Source organism: Streptomyces sp. TG1A-8 (assembly GCF_030499535.1).
Classification (GTDB): Bacteria; Actinomycetota; Actinomycetes; order Streptomycetales; family Streptomycetaceae; genus Streptomyces.
In genome coordinates this window covers 2,770,594-2,797,185 of sequence record NZ_JASTLB010000001.1, presented here as the reverse complement: position 1 = coordinate 2,797,185, position 26,592 = coordinate 2,770,594, and the positions used below count along the sequence as shown (strand labels likewise).

Sequence of the window (26,592 nt, the reverse complement as noted above, 5' to 3'; positions counted from 1 at the left end):
TGGTCTCTCCGCGCCCCGTTCGCGCGGCAGAATGCTCGGAACGGATCGAGCGCCTGTTCGCCCCGCGGCAGGAACGATCGGGTCCGGGCACTATTTAAAGCAGGGGCGCTACGCGCGTAGAGCGACCCCTTTCCCGAGGAGAGTGCGCCATCGACGCGTCCAGCAGCCCTCCGCTCACCGCTCCGTCGACAGTCGCGGTGGAGCTCGCGGGCATCACCAAGCGGTTCCCCGGTGTCGTGGCCAACCACGACATCCACCTCACGGTCCGCAAGGGCACCGTGCACGCCCTCGTCGGCGAGAACGGCGCCGGCAAGTCGACCCTGATGAAGATCCTCTACGGCATGCAGAAGCCGGACGAGGGCACCATCGCGGTCGACGGCGAGCAGGTCGCCTTCGCGTCCCCGGGCGACGCCATCGCCCGCGGCATCGGCATGGTCCACCAGCACTTCATGCTGGCCGACAACCTGACCGTGCTGGAGAACGTGGTGCTCGGCAGCGAGAAGCTGCACGGCATCGGCGGCGGCGCCCGCAGGAGGATCGGGGAGATCTCCGACCGCTACGGCCTGGGCATCCGCCCGGACGCCCTGGTCGAGGACCTCGGTGTCGCCGACCGCCAGCGCGTGGAGATCGTCAAGGTCCTCTACCGGGGCGCCCGCACCCTCATCCTCGACGAGCCGACCGCCGTGCTCGTCCCGCAGGAGGTCGACGCGCTCTTCGCCAACCTGCGCGAGCTGAAGTCCGAGGGACTGTCCGTCATCTTCATCTCCCACAAGCTGGGCGAGGTGCTGTCCGTCGCCGACGACATCACCGTCATCCGGCGCGGTACGACGGTCGGGACCGCGATCCCGTCCGAGACGACCCCGCGCCAGCTCGCCGAGATGATGGTCGGCAGCGAGCTGCCCACCCCGGAGACCGCCGAGTCCACCGTCACCGACCGGCCCGTCCTGCAGGTCGAGAACCTCACCGTCCACGCCGCCGGCGCCTCCCTCGGCAGCGGGGGCGAGCCCGCCGCGAGCGGCCCCACCGGCGTGCTGCTCACCGACCCGGCCGCCGGCGAGGCCAAGCGCGTCCTGGACGACGTCTCCTTCACCATCCACGCCGGTGAGGTCATGGGCATCGCCGGTGTGGAGGGCAACGGCCAGACCGAACTGATCGACGCGCTCATCGGCACCCGGCACGCCGACTCCGGCCGGATCGTCTTCCTCGGCGAGGACATCACCCCCTGGTCCACCCGCAGGCGCCGCGAGCAGGGCGTCGGCTACATCCCCGAGGACCGCCACCGTCAGGGCCTGCTGCTGGAGTCCCCGCTGTGGGAGAACCGCATCCTCGGCCACGTCACCGAGAAGCCCAACGCCAGGGGCTTCTGGCTGGACATCAAGGGCGCCCAGGCCGACACCCGCCGGATCGTGGAGGAGTACGACGTCCGCACCCCCGGCATCGACGTCACCGCCGCCTCCCTGTCCGGCGGCAACCAGCAGAAGCTGATCGTCGGCCGCGAGATGAGCCACGACCCGAAGTTCCTGATCGCCGCCCACCCGACCCGCGGTGTGGACGTCGGCGCCCAGGCGCAGATCTGGGACCGCATCCGCGAGGCCCGCCGCGAGGGCCTGGCCGTGCTGCTGATCTCCGCCGACCTGGACGAGCTGATCGGGCTGTCGGACACCCTGCGCGTCATCTACGACGGCAGGCTGGTCGCGGACGCCGACCCGGCCGCCATCACCCCCGAAGAGCTGGGCTCGGCCATGACGGGAGCCGCGTCCGGCCACCTGGAGCACGAAACGACCGCGCCCGAGGGCGACGACAACGCCGGTCCGGAGGACGAGGCCCGATGAAGAAGTTCGACAAGGAGCGGGTGCTCGTCGCGGTGGCCGGACCGGTCATCGCGCTCGTCCTGGCGGTCGTGCTGACCTCGATCGTCCTGCTGGCGTCGGGCAAGAACCCGTTCGAGCCCTACGGCCTGATGCTGCAGCAGGCGACGTTCTCCGACGTCCAGGTGCTGATCATCAACCAGGCGACGCTGTACTACATCGCCGCCATCGCGGTCGCCCTCGGCTTCCGCATGAACCTGTTCAACATCGGCGTCGACGGCCAGTACCGCCTCGCCGTGGTGATGACCGCCGTCGTCGGCGCCAACGTGGCGCTGCCGAGCTTCCTGCAGATCCCGCTGCTGCTCGTCGTCGCCATGGGCACCGGCGCCCTCTGGGCCGGCGTCGCCGGCGTCCTGAAGGTCACCCGGGGCGTCAGCGAGGTCGTGGCCACGATCATGCTGAACTCGATCGCCACCGCCGTCATCGGCTACGTCACCCTCTCCAACGTCTGGGGCGTGCCGGTCGGCGACAACATGACCACCGGCGTGATGCACAGGTCCGGCTGGTTCCCGGGCATCGACCTCGGCTCCGACGTCGGTGAGATCTACGGCCTGGTCTTCCTCGCCGTCCTGCTCGGCATCGGCTACTGGGTCGTCCTCAACCGCACCCGCTTCGGCTACGACCTGCGCGCCACCGGCGCCTCCGAGACCGCCGCCGCGGCCTCCGGCGTCGACGCCAAGCGCATGGTGCTGGTCTCCATGCTGATCTCCGGCGCCCTGGCCGGCCTGTCGGGCCTGCCGCTGCTGCTCGGCGACACGCACACCTACAGCCTGAGCTTCCCCGCCGGCCTCGGCTTCACCGCCATCGGCATCGCCCTGCTCGGCCGCAACAACCCCGGCGGCATTGCGCTGGCCGCCCTGCTGTGGGCCTTCCTCGACAAGGCCTCGCCCGCCCTGGACTACGCGACCCCGGTGGCGTACCCGAAGGAGATAGCCACGATCATGCAGGGCCTGATCGTCTTCGCGGTCGTCATCTCGTACGAGGCCGTACGGCAGTGGGGTCTGCGCCGCCAGCAGAGCCGGGTCGGCGCCGAGCTGGCAGCGGCCGCCGCTCAGAACACCGACAAGGAGGTGGCGGCCTGATGTCCACCGCGACCATCGCCAAGCCGCAGGCGGAGCAGCCCGGCAGGGGCGGCCGCCGCATGTCGCTCCCGGTACTCCTGCTGATCATCGCGGGCGTGCTGGTGCTGACCTCGATCGTCCGCCTGATCACCGGCGCGGACGGCATCACCTCGACCGGCCAGATGTCCACCGCACTGCAGCTCGCGGTGCCGATCGGCCTCGCGGGCCTGGGCGGCCTGTGGGCCGAGCGCGCGGGCGTCGTCAACATCGGCCTCGAAGGCATGATGATCCTCGGCACCTGGTTCGGCGCCTGGGCCGGCTACCAGTGGGGCCCGTGGGCCGGTGTCGTCCTCGGCATCGTCGGCGGCGCGCTCGGCGCCGTCCTGCACGCCGTCGCCACCGTCACCTTCAACGTCAACCACATCGTCTCCGGTGTGGCGCTCAACATCCTCGCCCTCGGCACCACGCGCTACCTGTCGAAGTTCACCTTCGAGAACGCCCCGCAGGGCTCCTCCAAGCAGTCCCCGCCGATCGGCTCGCTGGGCACCTTCAGCGTCCCCGGCCTGTCCGACTGGCTGGACACCCTCAACGGCAAGCACTGGTTCCTCGTCTCCGACCTCGGCGGCCTGCTCGGCGGCCTGGTCACCGACCTGTCCCCGCTGACCGTCATCGCCGTCGCCCTGGTCCCGCTGACCTGGTGGGTGCTGTGGCGCACCGCCTTCGGCCTGCGCCTGCGCTCGTGCGGCGAGAACCCGGTGGCGGCCGAGTCCCTCGGCGTCAACGTCTACAAGTACAAGTACATCGCCGTGGTCATCTCCGGCGGCTTCGCCGGCCTCGGCGGCGCCTTCCTGTCCATCGTCGCCTCGAACGTGTACCTCGACGGCCAGACGGCCGGCCGCGGCTACATCGGCCTCGCCGCGATGATCTTCGGCAACTGGATGCCGGGCGGCCTCGCCCTCGGCGCCGGCCTGTTCGGTTACACCGACAGCCTCAACCTGCGCGGCGGCACCGTGAACGTCCACGCGCTGATCCTGCTGCTGGCGATCCTGCTGGTGTTCGGCGCGGCCTACCTGGCGTGGCGGAAGAAGTACGTCCCCGCCGTCGTCACCGTCGTCGTCGCGGCCCTGATGTTCCTCTGGCACGCCACCACCCACGAGGTCCCGCGCCAGCTGGTGACCGCCACGCCGTACATCGTCACGCTGCTCGTCCTGTCGCTGTCCGCGCAGAAGCTGCGGATGCCGAAGGCGGACGGCCTGCCGTACCGGAAGGGACAGGGCAAGTGACCGTTCCGGCCCCCGGCGTCGACTGGGAAGCACTGCGCGCCGAGGCGCGCGAGGCCATGTCCCACGCCTACGCCCCCTACTCGGGCTACCCGGTCGGCGTGGCGGCCCTGGTCGACGACGGGCGCACGGTCACCGGCTGCAACGTCGAGAACGCCTCCTACGGCCTCGGCCTGTGCGCCGAGTGCGGCCTGGTCTCCCAGCTGCAGCGCACCGGGGGCGGCCGGCTCACGCACTTCACCTGCGTGGACGGCACGGGCGCCCTGCTCGTGCCGTGCGGCCGCTGCCGCCAGCTGCTGTACGAGTTCGGTGGACCCGGCCTGCTCCTGGACACCCCGGCGGGCGTCCTCCCGCTCTCCGAGATGCTGCCCCAGGCCTTCGGCCCCGAGCACCTCTCCCCGTAACCCCGTAACCCCGTAACCCCGTAAGTCCCGTACGGCCCCCCTGACCTCATGCCAGGGGGGCCGTGCACCTTCGCACCTCCGGAAGGAACACCATGGCCATGGACGCCATCTCCGTCATCCGCACCAAGCGGGACCGCGGCGAACTGACCGACGAGCAGATCGACTGGGTCATCGACGCGTACACCCGCGGCGAGGTCGCCGACGAGCAGATGTCCGCGCTCGCCATGGCGATCCTGCTCAACGGCATGAACCGCCGCGAGATCGCCCGCTGGACGGCGGCCATGATCGCCTCCGGCGAGCGCATGGACTTCGCGTCGCTGTCCCGTCCGACCGCCGACAAGCACTCGACGGGCGGCGTCGGCGACAAGATCACACTGCCGCTCGCGCCGCTCGTGGCGGCCTGCGGCGCGGCCGTCCCGCAGCTGTCCGGGCGCGGCCTCGGCCACACCGGCGGCACCCTGGACAAGCTGGAGTCGATCCCGGGCTGGCGCGCGCTGCTGTCCAACGAGGAGATGCTGTCCGTGCTGGACGGCGTCGGCGCGGTGATCTGCGCGGCCGGTGACGGGCTGGCCCCGGCCGACAAGAAGCTGTACGCCCTGCGCGACGTCACCGGCACGGTCGAGGCGATCCCGCTGATCGCGTCCTCGATCATGTCGAAGAAGATCGCCGAGGGCACCGGCTCCCTGGTCCTGGACGTGAAGGTGGGCAGCGGCGCCTTCATGAAGACCCTGGCGGACGCCCGCGAGCTGGCGTCGACGATGGTCGGCCTCGGCACCGACCACGGCGTCCGGACGGTCGCGCTGCTGACCGACATGTCGACCCCCCTCGGTCTGACCGCGGGCAACGCCCTGGAGGTCCGCGAGTCGGTCGAGGTGCTGGCCGGCGGCGGCCCCGCGGACGTCGTGGAGCTGACCGTCGCCCTGGCCCGCGAGATGCTGGACGCGGCCGGCGTGCGGGACGCCGACCCGGCCAGGGCGCTGGCCGACGGCTCGGCGATGGACGTGTGGCGCCGCATGATCGCGGCCCAGGGCGGCGACCCGGACGCCGAACTGCCCACCTCCCGGGAGCAGCACGTCGTCACGGCGCCGTCCACGGGCGTGCTGACCCGCCTCGACGCCTACGACATCGGCATCGCCGCCTGGCGCCTGGGCGCCGGCCGCGCCCGCAAGGAGGACCCGGTGCAGGCGGCGGCGGGCGTGGAGATGCACGCCAAGCCGGGCGACACGGTCACCGCGGGCCAGCCGCTCCTCACCCTGCACACGGACACCCCCGAGCGCTTCGACTACGCGCTGCAGGCGGTGGCGGGCTCCTACGACGTCGCCCCCGCGGGGACGGACTTCACGCCGTCACCGGTGGTCCTGGAACGCATCGCCTGACCCGCGCCCCGCACGCCCGGGCGAACGGGACCGGTGACCTGCGCCGGTCCCGTCCCCGCGTCCGCGGGCGGGCACCCGCCGGACCGGCCGGCGGCAGTGCGCCGGCGCGGCCCTCCGGCGGACCCGGGGACGGCGCGATGAGTCGGGGGCGGTCCGGCGGTCCACCGGGCGTGGACGACAAGACACCGGCCGTGCCCGTGCCGCGCGGTCCGCTCACCCCGGACGAGGTGGCGGGGCTGTGCGACGACGTGCGGGCGCTGCTGCGGGCCGGCGGGGCGGCCGGTGCCGTCGTGTGCGACGTGGGCGGGCCGGGGCCGCCGGGGCTCGCCACGGTCGACCTGCTCGCGCGGCTGGAGCTGGCCGCCCGCCGGTCCGGCGGGCGGATCCGGCTGCGCGGACCCGACCCGGCGCTACGCGCCCTCCTCGGTCTCGTCGGCCTCCGCCTCCAGGTGGAGGGGCAGGTCGAACAGGGGGAACCAGCGCCGGGTGTCGAGGAAGCAGTGGAACCCGGTGATGCGGCCCGCTGAGATCTCCAGCACCTGCACCGCCCAGGGGCTGAAGCCGCCGCCGTCCTCGTCCGGCTTGTAGTGCGCGAACCCCGGCAGGCCGTTGGCCCGGACCGGCACCAGACGGGAGCCGGCGCAGGAGGCGCCCAGGGTGGTCATGAAGCCGGTGATGTCGGCCGGGCCGCGCAGCCACAGGTCGAACGGCGGCATCGTCATGACGGCGTCCTCGTGCAGCAGCGCCGTCAGCGCGGTCATGTCGTACCCCTCGAACGCCTTCACATAGCGCTCCAGCAGCTTTCGCTGCCCCTCGTCCAGCGGATCGGACACCGCGCCGCCGGCACCCGCATCCCCGCGCTCGGCCAGCGTCGCCCGTGCCCGCTGCAAGGCGCTGTTGACCGAGGCGACCGAGGTGCCCAGCAGCTCGGCGACCTCGCTCGCCCGCCAGGCCAGCACCTCGCGCAGGATCAGCACCGCGCGCTGCCTGGGCGGCAGCCGCTGGAGCGCGGCCGTGAAGGCGAGCCGGACCGACTCCTTGGCGACGGCGGCCTCCGCCGGGTCCTCGGCCGCGGGCAGCACCCGCGCGTCCGGCACCGGCTCCAGCCAGGTGCTGTCCGGGCGCGGGGAGAGCGCCGCCCGGGCCAGCGGTGTGGCCTCGGTGAGGTCCATCGGGCGGGCCCGCCTGTTGCCGGCCGTCAGCATGTCCAGGCACACGTTGGTCGCGATCCGGTACAGCCACGAACGCAGGCTGGAGCGGCCCTCGAACTTCCCGTGGCTCCGCCAGGCCCGCACCAGGGTGTCCTGCACCGCGTCCTCGGCCTCGAAGGAGGAGCCGAGCATGCGGTAGCAGTACCCGGTCAGCTCGGTCCGGTGCTTCTCCAGTACGACGTCGAGACCCGCCGTCGCCGTGCCGCCGCCCATCGTCCACCCACCCCTGTGGCCGTCCTGTTCGCGCGCCGCCGCGCCCCAGCACTCCGGAAGCTACCGCAGCCCACCGACAACGGCCCCCGGAGCGGGGGAGAGGCCCGGTGGGACCGCCGCCGGGTCAGTGCGCCGTCGCCGGCTCCCGCCGGGCCGCGGCCCTGGCCGCCCTGCTGTCGAGCGCCGTGACCGCCACGACCCCGAGGACCGCGAGGACGCCGACGCCGACCGTGCCGGACCAGCCGACCGCGCGGAAGGCCGTGGCGCCCACCGTGCTGCCGGCGCTGGAGCCGATGTAGTACGCGGACTGGTAGAGGGCCGCGGCCTGGGCACGGCCGTGGGCGGCCGTCTTGCCGACCGCCGAGGAGGCGACCGCGTGCCCGGCGAAGAACCCGGCCGTGATCAGCAGCAGGCCCAGCAGGACCGGGAGGAGCGGGCCGGCCAGGGACAGCAGCAGGCCCGCCGCCGTCGTGCCGCCCGCCAGGTACAGCGCGCCCCGGCGGCCGAGGCGGCCCACCAGGCGGCCCGCCGCCGACGCGGACACCGTACCGACCAGGTACACCAGGAAGACCGAGCCGACGATGCCCTGCGGGAGCGAGAAGGGCGCCTCCGTCAGGCGGTAGCCGATCACCGTGTACACGCCGCCGAACACCGTCATGAACAGCGCGCCGATCGCGTACAGGCGGCGCAGCAGGGGATCGGCGAGGTGGTCGCGGACCGTGCCGAGCAGGACGCGCGGGCGCAGCGAACCCGCGGTGAAGTGCCGCGGCGCCGGCAGCAGCAGCCGGAACGCCACCGCGCAGCCCACCGCGATCGCGCCGATCACCCCGACGGCGACCCGCCAGCCCCACTCCTGCGCGACCCAGCCGGTGACGACCCGGCCGCTCATCCCGCCGACGCTGTTGCCCGCCACGAACAGGCCGATCGCCGTCACCAGCGCCCTGGGCCGGACCTCCTCGGCCAGGTACGCCGTCGCCGAGGCCGGCAGCCCGGCCAGCGCGGCCCCCTGCACCGCCCGCAGCGCCACCAGCGTGCCGAGCGACGGCGCGAACGGCACCAGGACCCCCACGCCCACCGCGACCGCCAGCGAGGCCGTCATCACCGTACGGCGGCCGAAGCGCTCCGACAGGGCGCTCATCGGCAGCACGAACAGCGCCAGACCACCGGTCGCGGCCGCCACCGTCCAGCTCGCCTCGCCCGCCGAGGCCCCGAGGTCCCCGGAGATCAGCGGCAGCAGGGCCTGCGTGGAGTACAGGAGTGCGAAGGTCGCGACCCCCGCGAGGAACAGGGCGAAGCTCATCCGGCGGTAACCGGGACCGCCGGGAGCCAGGCGCGTGTCGCGGACGGGGGACCCGGGGGGCACCGGGGGCGCGGTGTCGGAGGAGGGGGCGGGCGGGCCGGCGTCCACGCGGGGGGACGCCCCGGTACTGGCGGGAGTCATGCACCCGACGCTACGGACGCGCCCGCTCATCCGTCCAATGCAGGAAATCGCCATAATCGTTCCCATGGAGCATGAGCACAGGTCACGAGCGCGCCTGTCACCGTCCGGTGACGCAGAAGACATGGCGCTGTCGCTCGCGCCGCGGCTGGCGTACTTCGCCGGCGTCGCCCGCACCGAGCACGTCACCCGGGCCGCGCTGGAGATGAACGTCCCCCAGTCCACCCTCTCGCGCGCGATGGCCCGCCTGGAGCGGGACCTGGGCGTCGGCCTGTTCGCCCGGCACGGCCGCACGGTCTCCCTCACCACCGCCGGCCGCACCTTCCTCGCCTCCGTCGAACGCGCCCTCGCCGAGATCGGGCGCGCCGCCGAGGAGGTCCGCGCCGACGCCGACCCGGCCACCGGCAAGGTCGCCTTCGGCTTCCTGCACACGATGGGCGCCGAGACCGTACCCGGTCTCCTGCACGCCTTCCGCGCCGACCACCCGCGCGTCCGCTTCAGCCTCGTGCAGAACTACGGCGAGGCGATGCTGGAACGGCTGCGGGCGGGCGAGCTGGACCTGTGCCTGACCTCCCCGGTCCCGGACGCCCCCGACCTGGTCGCCCGCCGCCTGGACGAGCAGAAGCTCCGCCTGGTCGTCCCCGCCGACCACCGCCTGGCCGGCCGCCGGCGCGTCCGCCTCGCCGAGGCCGCCGAGGACACCTTCGTCACCCTCGAACCCGGCTACGGCCTGCGCCGCATCACCGACGACCTGTGCCGACAGGCCGGCTTCCGCCCGAAGGTGGCCTTCGAGGGCGAGGAGGCGGAGACCCTGCGCGGCCTGGTGGCCGCCGGACTGGGGGTCGCCCTCCTCCCTCCCCCGACCGTCCCGCGCCCGGGGGTGGCGGAGCTGACGGTCACGGCCCCCCGGGCGGTACGGGAGATCGGCGTCGCCTGGCTGGCGGACCGCCCGGACACCCCGCCCGTGGCCGCCTTCAAGAGGTTCCTGCTGTCCAGGCGGGGCAGCCTGCTGCCCGCCTGAGCCGTCGCCCCGGGCGCGGCGGCGCACCGGACGGCAGCGCCCGCGGCCGAGGGGCCTCGCCCCCCGCGATGGCGCCCGATCGGCCCGTCGTACGCGCACGCCCGGCCCCGGCCGGGCGTGCGCGTACGAGCCGCCCCGGAGGGCGACCCGCCTCACAGCCTCCTGCGGAGCGACCTGCCGAACCCCGCGGCCAGCGGCATCCGCAGGCCGATGGGCGGCGGAGCGGCCAGGGCGTCCTCGACCGGCCGGGACACCGGGCGGCCGAACAGCGCGCCCATCACGAAGTCCACCGTCAGGCACAGCACTTCGTCGCGGTGCTGGCGCAGCCCGTGGCCGTCGGAGTGCACCTCGAACCGGCACACCTCCCGGTTCGCCTTCTTCGCCCGGGCCGCGAGCCGGAAGGACAGCTCCGGATCGGTCCGGGTGTCGTTCGTGCCGTGCACGACCAGCACCCGCCGCCCCGCCAGCTGCTTCACCGGCTCGGGGGACGCGGCCACGTCCTCCTCGGGCAGCCACGGGGCGAGCGCCACCACGGAGTTGACGGCCTCGTGGCCCCCGGCCCGCAACGCGGCCCGCCCGCCCATGTCCACGCCCACCAGGCACACCGGGACGTCCCCGTACCGCCGTACCACCTCGTCGGCGGCCCAGGACGCGTCCTGTGCCAGGTGCGCTTCGCTGCCGTTCCAGCCGCGGTAGCGGTAGTGCACGGCGTGGACGGCCAGCCCCTCCCCGCGGCCCGCGCGGGCGAACCTGCGGCCGAGGGAGCGGACGAAGGGCGCCGCCGGCACGGGGGAGGGTCTGCGGGCGGAGACCTCCTCCCCGCCGGGGAGCAGCAGCACCGCTCCACTGACCGCCGTCGGCTCCGTACCGACTGCCTTGCCCAGCCCGGCCGTTCGGACCGGCGTCGCTTGCTGTCGCATGACAGAACAGTGTCAGAAGCCGCGGTGTACGAAACCCGTCCGGGCGGTCACCGTTACATATCGACGGAAACGTACACCCGCGCGCGGTCGCGTCCACCGGGCGCTCTACGCGCGTAGGCGTTAGAGTGCGCAGATGACGAGCCAGACTGCACCGACCGGGACCGTTCAGACGCGCGTCCCGACGCCGGACCAGATCCGCCGGGCGCCCAAGGTTCTGCTGCACGATCACCTCGACGGCGGTCTGCGTCCCGCGACCGTCGTCGAACTGGCCCGGGACACGGGCTACCCCTCGCTCCCCGAGACCGATCCCGAGAAACTGGGCGTCTGGTTCCGCGAGGCCGCCGACTCCGGCTCGCTGGAACGGTACCTGGAGACCTTCAGGCACACCGTCGGCGTGATGCAGACCCGCGACGCGCTCGTCCGCGTCGCCCGGGAGTGCGCCGAGGACCTCGCCGGGGACGGGGTCGTCTACGCCGAGGTGCGGTACGCACCCGAACAGCACCTGGAGGGCGGACTGAGCCTCGAAGAGGTCGTCGAGGCGGTCAACGAGGGCTTCCGGCAGGGCGAGCGGAGTGCCCGCGACAACGGCCACCGCATCCGCGTCGGCGCCCTGCTGACCGCCATGCGGCACGCGGCACGCTCCCTGGAGATCGCCGAACTGGCCAACCGCCACCGGGACTCGGGCGTCGTCGGCTTCGACATCGCCGGTGCCGAGGCCGGCTATCCGCCCACCCGGCACCTGGACGCCTTCGAGTACCTCAAGCGGGAGAACAACCACTTCACCATCCACGCCGGCGAGGCCTTCGGGCTCCCCTCCATCTGGCAGGCGCTGCAGTGGTGCGGCGCCGACCGGCTCGGGCACGGCGTGCGGATCATCGACGACATCGAGGTCGGCGGGGACGGTTCGGTACGGCTCGGGCGGCTGGCGGCGTACGTGCGCGACAAGCGGATCCCGCTGGAACTCTGCCCCAGCTCCAACCTGCAGACCGGGGCCGCGTCCTCGTACGCCGAGCACCCCATCGGGCTGCTGCGCCGACTGCACTTCCGGGCGACCGTCAACACCGACAACCGGCTGATGTCGCACACCAGCATGAGCCGGGAATTCGAGCACCTTGTCGAGGCGTTCGGTTACACGCTCGACGATCTCCAGTGGTTCTCCGTCAATGCGATGAAATCAGCGTTCATTCCTTTCGACGAAAGACTTGCCATGATCAATGACGTGCTGAAGCCCGGATACGCGGAACTGAAATCCGAATGGCTGTTCCAGCAGACCGCCTCCACCAGCGGTTCCACGGATTCGCGCGGCTAGAAAACCCTTGGTCCGGCGGGCGGAGTGCGGACGGGCTCACGCCGGCCGCCCGCATGTGCGTGTTTGCGGCGGACAGCCCGGCATGTTTACGGTCGGGGACCGCTCGGATCGTTTGCGATCACCCGTCTCCGCATTCAAGGACGCATTCACGATGAAGCAGTCTGCCGCCAAGACCCTCGGTGTCGCCGCCCTCGGCGCCGCTTTCGCCGCCGCAGGCGCGGGGGCGGCCAACGCGGCCCCGGCCGCCCCGGACGCCGCCCAGGCGCTGGACACCGTCACCAGGACGCTCCCGTCGGAGAAGGTCGTCGAGGTGCTGTCCGGCACCGAGACGCTGAACCGCGTCGAGCCCGTGGCCGAGCGGGGTGTCGTCGCCGCGCAGCCGGTCGTCGCCAAGGGCGTCGCCACCGTGGTGCCGACCGCCGAGAGCGCCCTCGCCCACGGCCGGGTCACGCCCGTCACCGGGCTCCTCGGCGGCCTGCCGGTGCAGGGCCTGCCCACGCGCGGCGTGTCGGTCAACGGCGTTTCACTCGGCTGACCCCCGGACCCGCCGTTGGAGGCCCGGGCACTTCCAGGTGCGCTCCAACGGCGTCCCCCGGTCCGGGCCTACCAGGCGGAGCGCGTCCCGTCCTCGGTGGGCAGCAGGATCCACAGTGCTATGTAGAGCACGAACTGCGGGCCGGGAAGTAGACACGACAGCAGGAAGACCACCCGCATCGTCGTCGCGGACGTGCCGAAGCGGCGGGCCAGCGCGGCGCACACTCCGCCGATCATGCGGCCGTTGGTGGGGCGGGCGAGGCTGGACATCTGCGGCTCCTCCGTGAGTCGGTGCGAGGCCCCTGCCGGCGACCCCGTCTGCGTTCCACGGTACGGAGAAGAACGGGACGAAGCATCACTCTAAGGGGCGATTCCAACCCTGGGAATCGTCGGGGTCCGTCCCTGAACCGGCTCCTCCTGCACGGTGGGCGTCACGGCCCCGCGCGCCGGACGAGGCCCGCGCCGCAGCCGCCGCCGCAGTCGGGCGCGGCCCGCGGGCACCACCGCCAGGTGGGCCAGCACCACGCCGGCCGTGTTCAGCAGCGGCGAGTCGACGTCCACCACCCGCCCCGGCACGCCGCTCTGCAGCAGGGCGATGCCCAGGGAGAGCAGCGCCCCCGCAGCCGCCGTGCGGATCAGGGAGGACAGCGGGGAGGCGGCGAGCCTGCCGTGGACCACCGGCAGCAGCACGCCGAGCGGGGCGAGCAGCCCCAGCCCCTCGCCGAGCGGTCCGGCCGCCGCCGGCCAGCCGAGTGCCAGGTCCGCGCGGACGCCGGCCAGCGGGCGCAGGTTGGCGGGCATCACCCAGGGCACGTCGAGGGGCCGCAGCGTCAGCCAGGCGACGAGCGCCAGGTGGGCGACGAGGAGGACACCCCCTGTCGCACGGACGCGGATCGCGGCGCTGCCGCCGATGGAGCCTTGACGCTGCACGCCCCCCTAGACGCACCTCCGCGCGCGGACGGTTCCGGCCGGTCGCGCAACGGCCCGTGAGGCGTCCGCCACACCACCGTCCCGGCGCGCGCCCGCGGTGCCCCCTCCCGCGGGTCCCCTCAGCCCTTCGCGGCCTCGCTGGAGGGCGGCTCGGTGGTGCCCGGGTGGTCGCGGACGTCGTCGGTGCACTCGTAGCGGCGCAGGGCCCCGCCGGCCGGGCCACCGAGGATCACCGAGCCGTCGCCCTCCGTCGCCGCCGAGTCCGACAGCGTGCACACCAGCTGGGCGAGGGCGTACGGGGCGAGCCGGTCCGGCGCGGTGCCCAGCCGCAGGGTGTCGTCCGGGTCCCCCGGGTCCGGCCCGGCCGCGCCCAGGCCGCCCGGCACGTACGTCGTGTAGCCGGCCGCCTTCTCGGCGGCGGACGGGGAGGCGGCGAGCAGGTCCAGCAGGCCCTGGGCCACGAACACCCGGCGCCGCGCGTCCGGGGTGCCGTCCGGCACGCGGACCGTCCGGTCCACGGCCACCAGGGACGAGCCGCACAGCAGGAAGACCTGCACGGGCACCCCCCGCGAGGACTGCGCCGAGGCGTCGGACGGCCCGGACGGCGAGCACGGCACCCGCGACGGCGCCCCGCCGAAGTCCGTGGGCACCTCGGTGGCCTGGATCCCGCACCCGGTGAGCAGCGCGCCCAGGAGAGGCAGCACCGGCAGGCGCCGGAGGCGCCGCGTTCGGCGTACGGTCACGTCCCCTCCTCCCCCGGGGCCCCGGCCCGGCCGGCGCCCCCGTCCTCCCCGTGTCCGCCGCGGCCGTCGTGCCGGGGGAGCCGGGCGTCCTGGCCGTGACGGCCGTCCGTGCCGTCGTCGCCGGCCTCCCCGCCCCCCTCGGCCAGCCGCGCGGCGTCCCGCGGCAGCCGCAGCGTGAACACGGCACCGCCGTCGGGGGAGTTGGCGGCGGTGATCCCGCCGCCGTGGATGTGGGCGTTCTCCAAGGCGATGGACAGGCCCAGGCCGCTGCCCTCGGAGCGCGGCCGGGAGGCGCTGGCCTTGTAGAAGCGGTCGAAGACGTGCGGCAGGACGTCCTCGGGGATGCCGGGCCCGTGGTCGCGCACCGCGACGACCAGGTCGTCGCCGTCGATGCGCACCGACACCCGCACCGGCGATCCGCCGTGCTTGAGCGCGTTGCCGATCAGGTTGGCCAGTATGACGTCCAGGCGGCGCGGATCGAGCCGGGAATGGATGCCGCGCTCGGCGTCCAGTTCGACGGCGTCCAGCCAGGCGCGGGCGTCGATGCACGCGGTGATCTGGTCGGCGATGTCGACGTCGTCGAGGACCAGGCGGGCGGTGCCCGCGTCGAAGCGGGTGACCTCCATCAGGTTCTCGACCAGGTCGTTCAGCCGCCGGGTCTCGCTGACGACGAGCCGCACCGCCGGTTCGACCATCGGGTCGATGCCCCCGGCCTCGGACTCCAGCTCCTCCTCCAGCACCTCCGTCACGGCGGTGATGGCGGTCAGCGGCGTGCGCAGCTCGTGGCTCATGTCGGCGACGAACCGGCGGGAGGCCTCGTCGCGCGCGGCCATGTCGGCGACCCGCTTCTCCAGCGCCTCGGCCGCGTTGTTGAACGTCCTGGACAGGTCGGCGAGTTCGTCCGTGCCCGACACCCTCAGCCGGGTGTCCAGCCGGCCCTCGCCGAGCCGCCGGGCGGCCACCCCGAGCCGGTGCACCGGCTTCAGCACGGTCGTGGCGGCGGCCTGCGCGAGCAGCGCGGCGCCGATCAGCGCGAGGGCGGTGGCGATGCCCAGCGACCAGGCCAGCGAGTTGAGGTCCTTCGCCTCCGGCTCCAGGGACTTGGCCATGTAGCCCGTCGGACCGCCGCCGACGAGCCGGGTGCCGGCCACCAGGTAGGGCGTGCCGTGGTCGTCCACCCGCTGCCAGTACAGGTGGTACGGCGACCTGTTGCTCCCGGTCACCTCCTGCCGCCTGTTCACCGCGGTGCGCAGCGACGCGGGCACGTCCCCCAGCGAGAACCCGTTCAGGGCCCCCGAGTTGCCGTACACCGTCTTGCCGTTCGCGTCCCGGCCGGCCAGCAGCACGCTGAAGCGCTGGCTGCTGACCGCCATCTGGCCCGCCGTGCGCTGCAGTTCGTCCTGCGTGGGGTGCACCGGCAGCGCGCCCGCCCGGTTCTGCATCTCCTGCTCGAAGTCGCGCAGCACCGCGTCCTGGGCGCGGGTGAGCACCGCCTCCCGGTTCAGCCAGTACGCGATGGCCGACGCCGACACCGCGGCCGTCAGCGCGACCAGCGCGAACACCACGACCAGCCGCAGCCTGAGGCTGGTCAGGCGCAGCCGCGACAGACTCCCCCCGCGCCCCGCGGCCCGGCCGCGCGAGTCCTCCTGCGTGTCGGTCACTGAGGCGCGTCCAGGCGGTAGCCGACCCCGCGGACGGTGCGGATCAGGGTCGGGGAGGAGGGCACGTCCTCCACCTTGGCGCGCAGCCGCTGCACGCACGCGTCCACCAGACGCGAGTCGCCCAGGTAGTCGTGCTCCCACACCAGCCGCAGCAACTGCTGCCGCGACAGCGCCTGTCCGGGCCGCCGGCTCAGCTCCAGCAGCAGCCGCAGCTCGGTCGGCGTGAGCTGCAGGTCCTCGCCGTTCTTGGTCACGGTCATCGCGGAGCGGTCGATGACGAGGCCGCCGAAGGTCGCCGAGTCGCTGGACTCGCGCTCCCCGCGCCGCAGCACCGCCCGGATCCGGGCGTCCAGCACCCGGCCCTGCACGGGCTTGACGACGTAGTCGTCGGCGCCGGACTCCAGCCCGACCACCACGTCGATGTCGTCGCTGCGCGCGGTCAGCAGGATGATCGGCAACTGGTCGGTGCGCCGGATGCGCCGGCACACCTCGAACCCGTCGATGCCGGGCAGCATCACGTCCAGCACGATCAGGTCCGGCCGCTGCTCGCGCAGCAGCTTCAGACCGTCCTCACCGCTGGCAGCGGTGGCCACCCGGTGCCCCTGGCGCGTCAGGGAGAGCTCCAGGGCCGTACGGATGGCGTCGTCGTCCTCGATCAGCAACAGGGAAGGCACGGGCTCATTCTGGCCCATGCACGCGCTTGCGTACGACCTGTGCGGCGCCACCGCCGCCGCCGGCCGTTCCTGTGCGCCCTCCGTGACACGCCCGGACCGGGCCCCTGTGACAGGTCTGTGACAGTCGGCGGACACGGCCATGAAGGTCGGTCGGCAAGCTTTTCGGCACGGGCGGGCAAGCAGCACCGAGCAGGCCGGACGCCGGAAGTCGACCACGGGGAGCGCGAGATGAACACGCCGCACGGCATGAGCACCAGCGCAGTGGTCACGCGTCTGCACGACGTGCACCGGGGGCCCGAGAAGGCCGGCACCGGTGGGAGCACCTCCCTGATCGAGCGGGGCCGGGAGCCCGGCGCGGGACGGGGGTGCGCCCGCGGTACCGGGCGTCAGCACACCGGTTGCATGACGGTGGTCGACGCGCAGACGGAGGGGACGCACGAGGGAACCGCGTACGGGGAGGACCCGGGGGAGCGCCGTTCGCAGGCGGAGGCGGAGTTCACCGCCTACGTCCAGGAACGCCGCGCCTCCCTGTACGCCACCGCCTACCACCTGACCGGTGACCGCTTCGAGGCCGAGGACCTGCTGCAGAGCGCGCTGTTCTCGACCTACCGGGCGTGGGACCGCATCAGCGACAAGGCGGCCGTCGGCGGATACCTCCGCCGCACCATGACCAACCTGCACATCAGCGCCTGGCGGCGGCGCAAGCTCAACGAGTACCCGACCGAGGAACTGCCGGAGACGCCCGGCGGGACGGACGCGATGCGCGGCACCGAGCTGCGCGCGGTCCTGTGGCAGGCGCTGGCCCGGCTGCCCGAGCCGCAGCGCACCATGCTGGTCCTGCGCTACTACGAGGGCCGCACGGACCCGGAGATCGCGGACATACTCGGCATCAGCGTCGGCACGGTGAAGTCCAGCATCTGGCGCTCGCTGCGCCGGCTGCGCGAGGACCAGGTCCTCAGCTTCGGCCGTGACGAGGAGGACGCCTTCGGCGAACTGGTCGCCTGAAGGTACGGGGGAAGCGGGGGAGCGGGGACCACCGGAGGGTGGGCCCACGGGGGAGAACGGGGGAGCGCGACAGCGGGACCGGTGGGCCGGGGGCCGACCGGTCCCGCTGCGCCGTGCACGGCCGTCACACGGCTACGACGCCTGCGCCGGTGCCTGCTCGGACGCCCGCCCGGGGGCGTGTCCGGGGGCGCGCCGCCCGGCCGCCGCCAGCCGGTCCAGCGCCTCGTCCCGGTCGCAGGGGTGGGCGCCCAGGGAGACCTGGCGGGCGACGATCGTGCGCTCGGCGCGCATCAGCCGCCAGCCGCGGCGCAGCAGGAAGGGCACCGACTTGCGGCCCTCCTTCAGGTCCCGCAGGAAGCGCCGGCGGAAGGTGGTGACCGGTCCGCGGGTCAGGCAGAGCGCGTCCGCCAGCACCCCGAGGTCCCGGCAGCGCCCGACGATCTCCGCGGCGAAGATGCCCTCCGCGATGAACAGCGGGGTGCGGCCGATGCTCAGCGTCTCCGCGCCGGTGCGGGCGCTGAGCGCGATGTCGTACACCGGCACGGACGTCGATCCCGTGGCGCACAGCCGGGTGATCGCCTCGACCGCGACGTCCGCGTCCCACGACAGCGGATGGTCCCAGTCGATGTCCGAACTCCCGTCCACCAGTGGCAGCGTCGGGTCGCCGCCCTCCTTGTAGAAGTCGTCGAGGCGCAGCACGGGGAGCCCGGAACGGGCGGCGACGAGGGACTTGCCCGAGCCCGAGGGGCCGCACAGCAGCACGACGCGGGCGGAGGACGGGAGATGAAGGCTCACGGAACACCAGTTTGACGCATGGCGGCCCGCCTGCCGACCCCGCGGGTCGGCTTTTGAGCGTGAGCCCCACCTCAACTACCCTTCGTGTCGACCTCATCACCCTGCGCACCAGAAGGTGGCACCAGCGATGGCCCGACACACTTCCTCCCCGCACCCGACCGCGCGGCGCGCCCTGATCGCCCTCGCGGCGGCCGCGGCCGCCCTGGGGGCGGGCGCGGCGACGGCGTCCGCCGACCCGCTGCCGGCCGCGGGCGTGGACCACGGCCCCCTGGGCACCGGCCACACCGGCCCCCGGGCGGGTACGCGCGCCCTGGGGGGCGCCGTGGGCCACGTCACCGGACCCGTCGCCGGCCTCAAGCCGAACCCGCTCGCGGGCACCGGCGTGGACCCGCTGGACAACGAGGTGGGCACCCAGGTCGCCGACTTCAAGCCGGTGACGTCCCGGATGCTGACGGGCCCCGTGGCGCAGGCGCCGTCGTTCGGCAGCGTGCCGGTGGCCGGGCGGCTGCTGGGGACGCCGGCCGGCTGAGGGCGCCCGGCCGGGGACCCCGGGCCGCCGGCGGCGGCCTCCGGTGCTCCCGCGGCCGGCGCCCGCTCGGGACAACAGCCCCGGCGGGCGCGCCGCGGTACGACGAACCCGGTGCGCTCAGTACGACGAACCCGAGGCGCCCAGCGCCCCCGTCGGGTGCCAGACCGTCTTGGTCTCCAGGAACGCCGTCATGCGCTCGGTGCCGGGCGTCTCGAAGTAGTCCACGGCCTGTGGGCGCAGGACCCGCTTGAGGTTGTCCGCCGCCGCGATCTCCAGTTCCTTCGCCAGCGCCTCGTCGGCGCCCGCGAGGTCGATCGCGTTGACGTCCTGGTGCGCGGCCAGCGGTGCGGCGATCTCCGCCGTGCGCCCGGACAGGACGTTGACCACGCCGCCGGGGACGTCGGAGGTGGCCAGCACCTCGCCCAGGGAGAGGGCGGGCAGCGGGGCCTTCGCACAGGCCACGACGACCGCGGTGTTGCCGGTGGCGATCACCGGGGCGACGACGGAGACCAGGCCGAGGAAGGACGACTCCTGCGGGGCCAGCACGGCGACCACGCCGGTCGGCTCCGGGGAGGAGAGGTTGAAGAACGGGCCCGCGACCGGGTTGGCACCGCCGATCACCTGCGCGATCTTGTCGGTCCAGCCCGCGTACCAGACCCAGCGGTCCACGGCCGCGTCGACGACCACCGCCGCCCTCGGCTTCGACAGGCCCTCCGCGGCGGCCACCTCGCGCACGAACTGGTCGCGGCGGCCCTCCAGCATCTCCGCGACCCGGTACAGGACCTGGCCCCGGTTGTACGCCGTCGCGCCGGACCAGCCGCCGAACGCCCTGCGCGCGGCCACGACCGCGTCCCGGGCGTCCTTGCGGGAGGAGAGGGGCGCGTTGGCCAGCCACTTGCCCTGCGAGTCCGTCACCTCGTACACCCGGCCGCTCTCGGAACGCGGGAACTTCCCGCCGACGTACAGCTTGTAGGTCTTGGGGACGGAGAGCCGCCCGGTCTTTTCGATCTTTTCCGTCTTATCGGACATCGAGGTACGCCTCCAGGCCGTGGCGGCCGCCCTCGCGGCCGAAGCCCGACTCCTTGTAGCCGCCGAACGGCGAGGTGGGGTCGAACTTGTTGAACGTGTTGGACCAGACGACACCGGCGCGCAGCCTGCTCGCGACGGCCAGGATGCGGGAGCCCTTCTCCGTCCAGATGCCCGCCGACAGGCCGTACGGGGTGTTGTTCGCCTTGGCGACCGCCTCGTCGGGCGTGCGGAAGGTCAGGACGGACAGCACCGGGCCGAAGATCTCGTCGCGGGCGATGGTGTGCGCCTGGGTGACGCCCGTGAACAGCGTCGGTGCGAACCAGTAGCCGGAGGAGGGCAGTTCGCAGGCCGGGGACCAGCGTTCGGCGCCCTCCGCCTCGCCCTGGTCGGCGAGCGCGGTGATCCGGGCCAGCTGCTCGGCGGAGTTGATCGCGCCGATGTCGGTGTTCTTGTCCAGCGGGTCGCCGAGGCGCAGGGTGGACAGGCGGCGCTTGAGGGCGTCCAGCACCTCGTCGTGGACCGACTCCTGGACCAGCAGGCGCGAGCCCGCGCAGCAGACCTGGCCCTGGTTGAAGAAGATGCCGTCGACGATGCCCTCGACGGCCTGGTCGACCGGGGCGTCGTCGAAGACGATGTTGGCGCCCTTGCCGCCCAGTTCGAGGGTGAGCTTCTTCCGCGTGCCCGCGACCGTGCGGGCGATCTCCTTGCCGACGGCCGTGGAGCCCGTGAAGGCGACCTTGTCCACGTCCGGGTGGGCGACGAGCGCGGCGCCCGCGTCGCCGTAGCCGGGGAGGATGTTGACGACGCCCCTCGGCAGGCCCGCCTGGCGGCAGACGTCGGCGAAGAAGAGCGCGGACAGGGGCGTGGTCTCCGCCGGCTTCAGGACGACCGTGTTGCCGGTGGCGAGCGCGGGGGCGACCTTCCAGGCCAGCATCAGCAGCGGGAAGTTCCACGGGATGACCTGGCCGGCCACGCCCAGCGGCTTCGGGTGCGGGCCGAAACCGGCGTGGTCGAGCTTGTCGGCCCAGCCCGCGTAGTAGAAGAAGTGCGCGGCGACCAGCGGGAGGTCCGTGTCGCGGGTCTCCCTGATCGGCTTGCCGTTGTCCAGCGTCTCCAGGACGGCCAGCTCACGGCTGCGCTCCTGGACGATGCGGGCGATGCGGAACAGGTACTTGGCGCGCTCGGCGCCCGGCAGCGCCGACCACTTCCCGAACGCCGCGCGGGCGGCGCGCACCGCGCGGTCGACGTCCTCGGCGCCGGCCCGGGCGACCTCCGAGAGGACCTCCTCGGTGGACGGCGAGACGCTCTTGAAGACCTGGCCGCCGGCCGCCTCGGCGAACTCGCCGTCGATGAACAGGCCGTAGGAGGGGGCGATGTCGACGACGGACCGGGACTCGGGTGCCGGCGCGTACTCGAATGCGGATGCCATGGTGATCAGTCCACCGTCACGTAGTCGGGGCCGGAGTAGCGGCCGGTGGCCAGCTTCTGACGCTGCATCAGCAGGTCGTTGAGCAGTGAGGAGGCGCCGAAGCGGAACCAGTGGTCGTCCAGCCAGTCCTCGCCCGCGGTCTCGTTGACCAGGACCAGGAACTTGACCGCGTCCTTGCTCGTGCGGATGCCGCCCGCGGGCTTCACGCCGACCTGGACGCCGGTCTGGGCGCGGAAGTCGCGCACCGCCTCCAGCATCAGCAGGGTGTTGGCGGGCGTCGCGTTGACGGCGACCTTGCCGGTGGACGTCTTGATGAAGTCGGCGCCCGCCAGCATGCCCAGCCAGCTCGCCCGGCGGATGTTGTCGTACGTCGACAGCTCGCCGGTCTCGAAGATGACCTTCAGCCGGGCACTGGTGCCGCAGGCCTCCTTCACGGCGACGATCTCGTCGTGGACCTTCAGGTACCTGCCCGCAAGGAACGCGCCCCGGTCGATGACCATGTCGATCTCGTCGGCGCCCGCGGCGACGGCGTCGCGCACGTCGGCCAGCTTGACGCCGAGGGCGGCGCGGCCGGCCGGGAAGGCGGTGGCGACCGAGGCGACCTTCACCCCGGAGCCGGCGACGGCCTCCTTGGCGACGGCCACCATGTCGGGGTAGACGCAGACGGCCGCGGTGGCGGGGGCCGTCCGGTCCGTCGGGTCGGGACGCACCGCCTTGGCGCCGAGCGCCCGGACCTTGCCCGGGGTGTCCGCGCCTTCCAGCGTCGTCAGGTCGACCATCGAGATGGCGAGGTCGATGGCGTAGGCCTTCGCGGTGGTCTTGATGGAACGGGTGCCGAGGGACGCGGCGCGTGCCTCCAGGCCGACCGCGTCGACGCCGGGCAGCCCGTGGAGGAAGCGGCGCAGCGTGCCGTCGGACGCGGTGACGTCGGCGAGTGAGTGGGGTGCGGTGGTGGACATGGTCACCAGACGAGCATATCTACGCGCGTAGCGGCTGTACACCCCGGGAAGCGGTCCGCCGCCCGCGCGGGCGGCGCTCCGCACCGGCCCCGGGCGGGTCGGCCCGCGGTCGCGGCCGTGGGGCAGAATCGAACCCATGACGACCCCGGACCACCAGTCACCCGCGCCACCGCCCCCGGTGCCCACCGCCAAGGACCGGATCTACCGCTCGCCCCTGGCGCTCGTGGCCGGTGCACTGCTGCTCGTGCTCGTCGGCTGGCTCGGCTTCGACGCGCTGTTCCGCGGCCACGGGCGCACGCCGTGGCTGGCGCTCGCCGGCCTGATCCTCGTCGTGCCGCTGGTGATCGCCTTCACCTTCCGGCCGGCGGTCTTCGCCGGCGTCGACCGGCTGCGGATCCGCAACCCCTTCCGGGTGATCGTCCTGCCCTGGGGCGAGATCGCGTCCCTGCGCTCCCGCTACACCAACGAGGTCGTCACCCGGTCCGGCGCCAAGTACCAGCTGTGGGCCGTCCCCGTCTCGCTGCGCGCCCGCCGGAAGGCGGCCCGCCGCCAGACCCGCGCGGCGGCCACGCTGCGGAGCGGCAGCCGCGGCGGGTTCGGCCGCGACGGCCTCGGCATCCCCGGCGGCTACAGCACCTCCGACGCCTTCGCCGGCCCGGCCCGCGCGGAGTCCGACCAGATCATGACCGACCTGCGCGACCTGCTGGAGCGCCGCGGCGGGACGGAGACGGCCCGGGGCGAGGTCACGGTCCGCTGGGCGTACGAGGTGGTCGCGCCGGCGGTCGCGGGGGCGGTCCTGCTGGCGGTCCTGCTCGCCACGGGCTGAGGTTCCGCCCCGGGGCGGCGCTGCACGCGGCTCCGCCCCCGCGGCGCGGGGCGCCCCCGGGCGGGGGGCACCCCGGCGCTCAGATGCCCGCGGCCGCGGCGAGGTCCCGCTTGACGGCGGCGAGCAGTTCCGCCGCCCGGATGCGGGCCGCCGGGAGGTCGGCGTGGGCGGGGGCCGGCACGACGACCTCCAGGTAGCACTTCAGTTTCGGCTCGGTGCCGCTGGGGCGCACGATCACGCGGGCGCCGTCCAGGGTGTAGCGCAGGCCGTCAGTCGGCGGCAGGGCGCCGGCGCCCAGGCTCAGGTCCTCGGAGCGGGTGACGGGCAGGCCCGCCAGCACGGCCGGCGGGTGCTCGCGCAGGCGGCGCATCGCGTCGGAGATGACGGAGAGGTCCTGGACGCGGACCGACAACTGGTCGGTGGCGTGCAGACCGTGCTCCACGGCGAGGTTGTCCAGCAGGTCGAGGAGGGTGCGGCCCTCCTCCTTCAGCCGCGAGGCCAGTTCCGTGATCAGCAGGGCCGCCGTGATGCCGTCCTTGTCGCGCACGCCCTCGGGGTCCACGCAGTAGCCGAGGGCCTCCTCGTAGCCGTAGCGCAGGCCCGGCACGCGGGCGATCCACTTGAAGCCGGTGAGCGTCTCCTCGTGGGGCAGTCCCGCCCTCCCGGCGATGCGGCCCAGCAGGGAGGAGGAGACGATCGACTCGGCGAACGTGCCGGTCGCCCCGCGGTCCACCAGGTGGGCGGCGAGGAGCGCGCCCACCTCGTCGCCGCGCAGCATCCGCCAGTCGTCCCCGTCCCTGACGGCGACGGCGCAGCGGTCCGCGTCCGGGTCGTTGGCGATGACCAGGTCGGGGTCCGCCGCCCGGGCCCGCGCGAACGCCAGGTCCATCGCGCCCGGCTCCTCCGGGTTGGGGAAGGCGACGGTCGGGAAGTCCGGGTCCGGGTCGGCCTGCTCGGCGACCAGCACCGGCTCGGGAAAGCCGGCGCGGGCGAAGGCGGCCAGCAGGACGTCCCTGCCGACGCCGTGCATCGCCGTGTAGACGGTACGGGCCGTGCGCGGGGAGCCCGCGGCCAGCACGGCGTCCGTGCGGGCCAGATAGGCGTCCAGGACCGCGTCGTCCAGGGTCTCCCAGCCGCCGTCCGGGCGGGGCACGTCGTGCAGCGAGGCGATGGCGTCGATCTCGGCGGCGATCTCCGCGTCGGCGGGCGGCACGATCTGGGAGCCGTCGCCCAGGTAGACCTTGTAGCCGTTGTCGCGGGGCGGGTTGTGGCTGGCGGTGACCTCCACGCCCGCGACCGCGCCCAGGTGCCGGACGGCGAAGGCCAGGACGGGGGTGGGCAGCGGGCGGGGCAGGACCGCCGCGCGCAGGCCCGCGCCGGTCATCACGGCCGCGGTGTCCCGGGCGAAGTCGGCGGACTTGTGGCGGGCGTCGTAACCGATGACGACGGGTCCGTCGGTCCGGCCGTCCTTCTTCAGGTACGCGGCCAGGCCGGCGGCGGCGCGGATGACGACGGCGCGGTTCATGCGCATCGGGCCGGCGCCCAGTTCCCCGCGCAGGCCCGCGGTGCCGAACCGGAGGGTGCCGCCGAAGCGCGCGGAGAGTTCGCCGGCGTCCCCCGCCCGGATCAGCCCGGCGAGTTCGTCGCGGGTCTCCGGGTCGGGGTCCTCGGCGAGCCATGCGGTGGCCCTGGCGATGAGATCGTCGTGCACGTCGTGGTCAACCTCTCCTTGTCCGTGTGCGGTACCCGGGGACCCCGCCCCCGGACCCCCGTTCCGCCCGTTCGCCCCGCCACCGGTCCGGTCCGGCCGGGCGCGGTCGCGGTTACAGCTTGTCCAGTACCCGGGCCAGCAGCGAGCCCATCCGGGCCGCCGAGTCGCGGCCGGCCTGGAGGACCTCCTCGTGGTTGAGGGGTTCCCCCGTCATGCCCGCCGCGAGGTTGGTGACCAGGGAGATGCCCAGCACCTCGGCGCCCGCCTCGCGCGCGGCGATGGCCTCCAGGACCGTGGACATGCCGACCAGGTCGGCGCCGATCACACGGGCCATGCGGATCTCGGCCGGGGTCTCGTAGTGCGGGCCGGGGAACTGCGCGTAGACGCCCTCCTCCAAGGTGGGGTCGATCTCCTTGCACAGGGCGCGCAGCCGCGGCGAGTACAGGTCCGTCAGGTCGACGAAGTTGGCGCCGACGATCGGCGAGGTCGCCGTCAGGTTGATGTGGTCGCTGATCAGCACCGGCTGGCCGGGGCGCATGCCCTGGCGCAGGCCGCCGCAGCCGTTGGTGAGGACCACGGTCTTGCAGCCGGCGGCGACGGCGGTGCGCACGCCGTGCGCCACGGCGGCCACGCCGCGTCCCTCGTAGTAGTGCGTGCGGCCCAGGAACACCAGCGCGCGCTTGCCACCGGAGGAGTACGAGCGGATCTTGCCGCCGTGCCCCTCGACCACCGGCGGCGGGAAGCCGGGCACCTCGGTGACCTGGAACTCGGCGTCGGGGGCGCCCAGCGCGTCGACGGCCGGAGCCCAGCCGGAGCCCATCACGAGGGCGACGTCGTGGGTCTCGGCGCCGGTGAGTTCGCGCAGGCGCGCGGCGGCGGCGTCGGCGGCGGCGTAGGGGTCGCCCTGGATGTCGTCCGGAAGAAGAGATGCGTTCACGCCGATGAGGGTAGCTGGTCTTCGCCTACGCGCGTAGATGAGAGAGTCCACGGGAATGCGATCGTTGTCTTGTCGTTCCCCGCGACCGGCGGGGCGAACCGCCGCAAAGCCCCGTCGGCACGCCCCGCCGGGGCCCGCCGGCGCGCCCACCGGGCCCCCGCCGACCGCTGCCGCGCGGCCCCGCCGGGCACCCGGCGCGGTTCAGCAGGGGCGCTTGCGCAGTTCCATCACGTAGTCGTGGGGCGCCCCGGCGGACTCGGCGGCGTCGGCGACCTCGCCGAGGTAGCGGGCCGAGGGCAGGCCGCCCTCGTAGCCGTTCAGCACGTACGCCCACGCCGGCTCCTCGCCCTCCAGCGTGTGCGCGCGGACCCGGACCCGCCGGTAGATGCCGAGGCCGACGCCCTCCCAGCGGTCCAGCGACTCCTCGTCCAGCGGGGCGAGGTCGTACAGGCCGACGAAGACCTGGGCCCCGGGCTCCTCGACGATCGTGGCCAGCGCGCCCTCCCAGCCCAGCTGCTCGCCGCCGAAGGTCAGCCGCCAGCCGCTCAGCCAGCCGACGGCACGCAGCGGGGAGTGCGGGGCGCGGCGGGACATCAGCCGGGCGTCGAGGTTGCCGGCGTAGGCGGCATAGAGCGACATGGGGAGAGGGTACGGCAGTCCACCGCGTGTCACTCGGCTCCCACGGGCCCCGTGCGTCACAGGGGTGTGCCCCCGGGCCGTGGCACCTCG

At 73.8% G+C, this 26,592-nt stretch carries 27 protein-coding genes; 12 read left to right on the top strand and 15 right to left on the bottom strand.

Translation table 11 applies throughout. From position 1 onward, the window contains the following. The first annotated feature begins 149 nt into the window (after nucleotides 1-149). The 6 genes from QQY24_RS11850 (at nucleotide 150) to QQY24_RS11825 (ending at nucleotide 6,516) form a co-directional block, all read left to right on the top strand. Nucleotides 150-1,832: an ABC transporter ATP-binding protein gene (locus QQY24_RS11850; protein ID WP_301976219.1), complete on the top strand. Its 1,683-nt coding sequence runs from the start codon at nucleotides 150-152 to the stop codon at nucleotides 1,830-1,832. After that, nucleotides 1,829-2,950: an ABC transporter permease gene (locus QQY24_RS11845; RefSeq protein WP_301972644.1), complete on the top strand. Its 1,122-nt coding sequence runs from the start codon at nucleotides 1,829-1,831 to the stop codon at nucleotides 2,948-2,950. The genes QQY24_RS11850 and QQY24_RS11845 overlap by 4 nt, the downstream gene beginning before the upstream one ends. Then, on the top strand, nucleotides 2,950-4,212 hold the full coding sequence (locus QQY24_RS11840) for an ABC transporter permease (protein ID WP_301972643.1): 1,263 nt from the start codon (nucleotides 2,950-2,952) through the stop codon (nucleotides 4,210-4,212). Before QQY24_RS11845 ends, QQY24_RS11840 begins: the two co-directional genes overlap by 1 nt. Next, the gene (locus QQY24_RS11835; RefSeq protein ID WP_301972642.1) at nucleotides 4,209-4,613 is read left to right on the top strand and encodes a cytidine deaminase; all 405 of its coding nucleotides are present in this window, start codon (nucleotides 4,209-4,211) and stop codon (nucleotides 4,611-4,613) included. Before QQY24_RS11840 ends, QQY24_RS11835 begins: the two co-directional genes overlap by 4 nt. A 92-nt stretch (nucleotides 4,614-4,705) precedes the next feature. Beyond that, on the top strand, nucleotides 4,706-5,989 hold the full coding sequence (locus QQY24_RS11830) for a thymidine phosphorylase (protein ID WP_301972641.1): 1,284 nt from the start codon (nucleotides 4,706-4,708) through the stop codon (nucleotides 5,987-5,989). 137 nt (nucleotides 5,990-6,126) lie between these two features. Next, complete coding sequence (locus QQY24_RS11825) at nucleotides 6,127-6,516, top strand: STAS domain-containing protein (RefSeq protein WP_301972639.1); 390 nt, start codon at nucleotides 6,127-6,129, stop codon at nucleotides 6,514-6,516. Here the strand turns inward: QQY24_RS11825 and QQY24_RS11820 are convergent. Together QQY24_RS11820 and QQY24_RS11815 are read right to left on the bottom strand one after the other, a co-directional pair. Beyond that, on the bottom strand, nucleotides 6,400-7,413 hold the full coding sequence (locus QQY24_RS11820; RefSeq protein ID WP_301972638.1) for a sigma-70 family RNA polymerase sigma factor: 1,014 nt from the start codon (nucleotides 7,411-7,413) through the stop codon (nucleotides 6,400-6,402). The genes QQY24_RS11825 and QQY24_RS11820 overlap by 117 nt on opposite strands. A 124-nt stretch (nucleotides 7,414-7,537) precedes the next feature. Next, nucleotides 7,538-8,854: an MFS transporter gene (locus QQY24_RS11815; protein ID WP_301972637.1), complete on the bottom strand. Its 1,317-nt coding sequence runs from the start codon at nucleotides 8,852-8,854 to the stop codon at nucleotides 7,538-7,540. A gap of 64 nt (nucleotides 8,855-8,918) precedes the next feature. On the opposite strand from QQY24_RS11815, the gene QQY24_RS11810 reads away from it, so the two are divergent. Further along, on the top strand, nucleotides 8,919-9,872 hold the full coding sequence (locus tag QQY24_RS11810) for a LysR family transcriptional regulator (RefSeq protein WP_301972636.1): 954 nt from the start codon (nucleotides 8,919-8,921) through the stop codon (nucleotides 9,870-9,872). A 152-nt stretch (nucleotides 9,873-10,024) separates the two neighbouring features. Here the strand turns inward: QQY24_RS11810 and QQY24_RS11805 are convergent, their stop codons facing one another. Then, on the bottom strand, nucleotides 10,025-10,792 hold the full coding sequence (locus QQY24_RS11805) for an alpha/beta fold hydrolase (RefSeq protein ID WP_301972635.1): 768 nt from the start codon (nucleotides 10,790-10,792) through the stop codon (nucleotides 10,025-10,027). A 133-nt stretch (nucleotides 10,793-10,925) separates the two neighbouring features. Between QQY24_RS11805 and QQY24_RS11800 the strand changes: the two genes are divergently transcribed. Both QQY24_RS11800 and QQY24_RS11795 read left to right on the top strand, forming a co-directional pair. Further along, nucleotides 10,926-12,101, top strand: coding sequence for an adenosine deaminase (locus tag QQY24_RS11800; protein WP_301972634.1), 1,176 nt, complete (start codon nucleotides 10,926-10,928; stop codon nucleotides 12,099-12,101). A gap of 151 nt (nucleotides 12,102-12,252) precedes the next feature. Further along, the gene (locus QQY24_RS11795; RefSeq protein WP_301972633.1) at nucleotides 12,253-12,636 is read left to right on the top strand and encodes an ATP-binding protein; all 384 of its coding nucleotides are present in this window, start codon (nucleotides 12,253-12,255) and stop codon (nucleotides 12,634-12,636) included. Between the two features lie 68 nt (nucleotides 12,637-12,704). Here QQY24_RS11795 and QQY24_RS11790 read toward each other — a convergent pair whose 3' ends face one another. The 5 genes from QQY24_RS11790 to afsQ1 form a co-directional block, all read right to left on the bottom strand. Further along, a complete protein-coding gene (locus QQY24_RS11790) occupies nucleotides 12,705-12,905 on the bottom strand; it encodes a PspC domain-containing protein (protein WP_301972631.1) in 201 nt (66 codons plus the stop codon). Between the two features lie 90 nt (nucleotides 12,906-12,995). After that, a complete protein-coding gene (locus QQY24_RS11785) occupies nucleotides 12,996-13,565 on the bottom strand; it encodes a VanZ family protein (protein ID WP_301972630.1) in 570 nt (189 codons plus the stop codon). A gap of 119 nt (nucleotides 13,566-13,684) precedes the next feature. Further along, nucleotides 13,685-14,308 (bottom strand): hypothetical protein, encoded by a 624-nt coding sequence (locus QQY24_RS11780; RefSeq protein WP_301972629.1) that lies wholly within the window; start codon nucleotides 14,306-14,308, stop codon nucleotides 13,685-13,687. Continuing rightward, entirely contained in the window at nucleotides 14,305-15,969 is a 1,665-nt protein-coding gene (locus QQY24_RS11775) for a cell wall metabolism sensor histidine kinase WalK (RefSeq protein ID WP_301972628.1), read from the bottom strand. Before QQY24_RS11775 ends, QQY24_RS11780 begins: the two co-directional genes overlap by 4 nt. Beyond that, complete coding sequence (afsQ1, locus tag QQY24_RS11770) at nucleotides 15,966-16,643, bottom strand: two-component system response regulator AfsQ1 (RefSeq protein WP_107069296.1); 678 nt, start codon at nucleotides 16,641-16,643, stop codon at nucleotides 15,966-15,968. The genes QQY24_RS11775 and afsQ1 overlap by 4 nt, the downstream gene beginning before the upstream one ends. 228 nt (nucleotides 16,644-16,871) lie before the next feature. Here afsQ1 and QQY24_RS11765 point away from each other — a divergent pair, with 228 nt between their 5' ends. Next, a complete protein-coding gene (locus tag QQY24_RS11765) occupies nucleotides 16,872-17,648 on the top strand; it encodes a SigE family RNA polymerase sigma factor (protein ID WP_301972626.1) in 777 nt (258 codons plus the stop codon). Nucleotides 17,649-17,780: 132 nt separating this feature from the next. On the opposite strand, the gene QQY24_RS11760 is transcribed toward QQY24_RS11765, so the two are convergent. Beyond that, the gene (locus tag QQY24_RS11760; RefSeq protein WP_301972625.1) at nucleotides 17,781-18,443 is read right to left on the bottom strand and encodes a uridine kinase; all 663 of its coding nucleotides are present in this window, start codon (nucleotides 18,441-18,443) and stop codon (nucleotides 17,781-17,783) included. A gap of 127 nt (nucleotides 18,444-18,570) precedes the next feature. Between QQY24_RS11760 and QQY24_RS11755 the strand changes: the two genes are divergently transcribed. Continuing rightward, on the top strand, nucleotides 18,571-18,972 hold the full coding sequence (locus QQY24_RS11755; RefSeq protein WP_301972624.1) for a hypothetical protein: 402 nt from the start codon (nucleotides 18,571-18,573) through the stop codon (nucleotides 18,970-18,972). 117 nt (nucleotides 18,973-19,089) lie between these two features. Here QQY24_RS11755 and QQY24_RS11750 read toward each other — a convergent pair whose 3' ends face one another. The 3 genes from QQY24_RS11750 to deoC are packed head-to-tail and all read right to left on the bottom strand — an operon-like array spanning nucleotide 19,090 to nucleotide 22,389. After that, nucleotides 19,090-20,001, bottom strand: coding sequence for an aldehyde dehydrogenase family protein (locus QQY24_RS11750; RefSeq protein WP_301972623.1), 912 nt, complete (start codon nucleotides 19,999-20,001; stop codon nucleotides 19,090-19,092). Continuing rightward, a complete protein-coding gene (locus QQY24_RS11745) occupies nucleotides 19,991-21,430 on the bottom strand; it encodes an aldehyde dehydrogenase family protein (RefSeq protein ID WP_301972621.1) in 1,440 nt (479 codons plus the stop codon). Before QQY24_RS11745 ends, QQY24_RS11750 begins: the two co-directional genes overlap by 11 nt. A gap of 5 nt (nucleotides 21,431-21,435) precedes the next feature. Further along, nucleotides 21,436-22,389, bottom strand: coding sequence for a deoxyribose-phosphate aldolase (gene deoC, locus QQY24_RS11740; RefSeq protein ID WP_301976218.1), 954 nt, complete (start codon nucleotides 22,387-22,389; stop codon nucleotides 21,436-21,438). A 136-nt stretch (nucleotides 22,390-22,525) separates the two neighbouring features. Between deoC and QQY24_RS11735 the strand changes: the two genes are divergently transcribed. Beyond that, nucleotides 22,526-23,215, top strand: coding sequence for a PH domain-containing protein (locus QQY24_RS11735; protein ID WP_301972619.1), 690 nt, complete (start codon nucleotides 22,526-22,528; stop codon nucleotides 23,213-23,215). A gap of 79 nt (nucleotides 23,216-23,294) precedes the next feature. On the opposite strand, the gene QQY24_RS11730 is transcribed toward QQY24_RS11735, so the two are convergent. From QQY24_RS11730 to QQY24_RS11720, 3 genes are all read right to left on the bottom strand, one after another. Next, complete coding sequence (locus QQY24_RS11730) at nucleotides 23,295-24,926, bottom strand: phospho-sugar mutase (RefSeq protein ID WP_301972618.1); 1,632 nt, start codon at nucleotides 24,924-24,926, stop codon at nucleotides 23,295-23,297. A 112-nt stretch (nucleotides 24,927-25,038) separates the two neighbouring features. After that, complete coding sequence (locus tag QQY24_RS11725) at nucleotides 25,039-25,863, bottom strand: purine-nucleoside phosphorylase (protein WP_301972617.1); 825 nt, start codon at nucleotides 25,861-25,863, stop codon at nucleotides 25,039-25,041. Nucleotides 25,864-26,064: 201 nt separating this feature from the next. Continuing rightward, on the bottom strand, nucleotides 26,065-26,502 hold the full coding sequence (locus tag QQY24_RS11720) for a gamma-glutamylcyclotransferase (RefSeq protein WP_301972615.1): 438 nt from the start codon (nucleotides 26,500-26,502) through the stop codon (nucleotides 26,065-26,067). Nucleotides 26,503-26,592 lie beyond the last annotated feature (90 nt).